Below are 788 nucleotides of genomic sequence, written 5' to 3'. Positions count from 1 at the left end.
TTTTGTCTTATTCAAAGGCCTTACATTTCAAAAACTCTGCTTACCAGGCGCATTTCGCCCAGGGGATCACCATAATAAAATGCTGAGGCCTGGCCTTTGCGTAGTGCACGCATCACCTCAATACCTTTGATGGTGGCGTAAGCCGTCTTCATGGATTTAAATCCCAGCGTGGCGCCGATTATCCGTTTCAGTTTGCCATGATCGCATTCAATCACGTTGTTCCGGTACTTAATCTGTCGGTGTTCAACGTCAGACGGGCACCGGCCTTCGCGTTTGAGCAGAGCAAGCGCGCGACCATAGGCGGGCGCTTTATCCGTGTTGATGAATCGCGGGATCTGCCACTTCTTCACGTTGTTGAGGATTTTACCCAGAAACCGGTATGCAGCTTTGCTGTTACGACGGGAGGAGAGATAAAAATCGACAGTGCGGCCCCGGCTGTCGACGGCCCGGTACAGATACGCCCAGCGGCCATTGACCTTCACGTAGGTTTCATCCATGTGCCACGGGCAAAGATCGGAAGGGTTACGCCAGTACCAGCGCAGCCGTTTTTCCATTTCAGGCGCATAACGCTGAACCCAGCGGTAAATCGTGGAGTGATCGACATTCACTCCGCGTTCAGCCAGCATCTCCTGCAGCTCACGGTAACTGATGCCGTATTTGCAGTACCAGCGTACGGCCCACAGAATGATGTCACGCTGAAAATGCCGGCCTTTGAATGGGTTCATGTGCAGCTCCATCAGCAAAAGGGGATGATAAGTTTATCACCACCGACTATTTGCAACAGTGCC

General features: G+C 52.3%; 1 protein-coding gene. It reads right to left on the bottom strand.

Going from position 1 to position 788, the window contains the following annotated elements:
* Positions 1 to 20: 20 nt before the first annotated feature.
* Positions 21 to 725 (bottom strand): IS6-like element IS26 family transposase, encoded by a 705-nt coding sequence (locus ACOI6Z_RS27505; protein WP_001067855.1) that lies wholly within the window; start codon positions 723 to 725, stop codon positions 21 to 23.
* Positions 726 to 788 lie beyond the last annotated feature (63 nt).

The organism is Klebsiella sp. C239, assembly GCF_048822715.1.
GTDB classification, from domain to species: Bacteria; Pseudomonadota; Gammaproteobacteria; order Enterobacterales; family Enterobacteriaceae; genus Klebsiella; species Klebsiella quasipneumoniae.
Note: the sequence above shows the minus strand (reverse complement) of the source record. Positions and strands in the feature narration are given on the sequence as shown.

Coding starts and splice junctions, on each gene's coding strand:
- ACOI6Z_RS27505 (WP_001067855.1), bottom strand. CDS start 725: ATGAACCCATTCAAAGGCCGGCATTTTCAGCGTGACATCATTCTGTGG.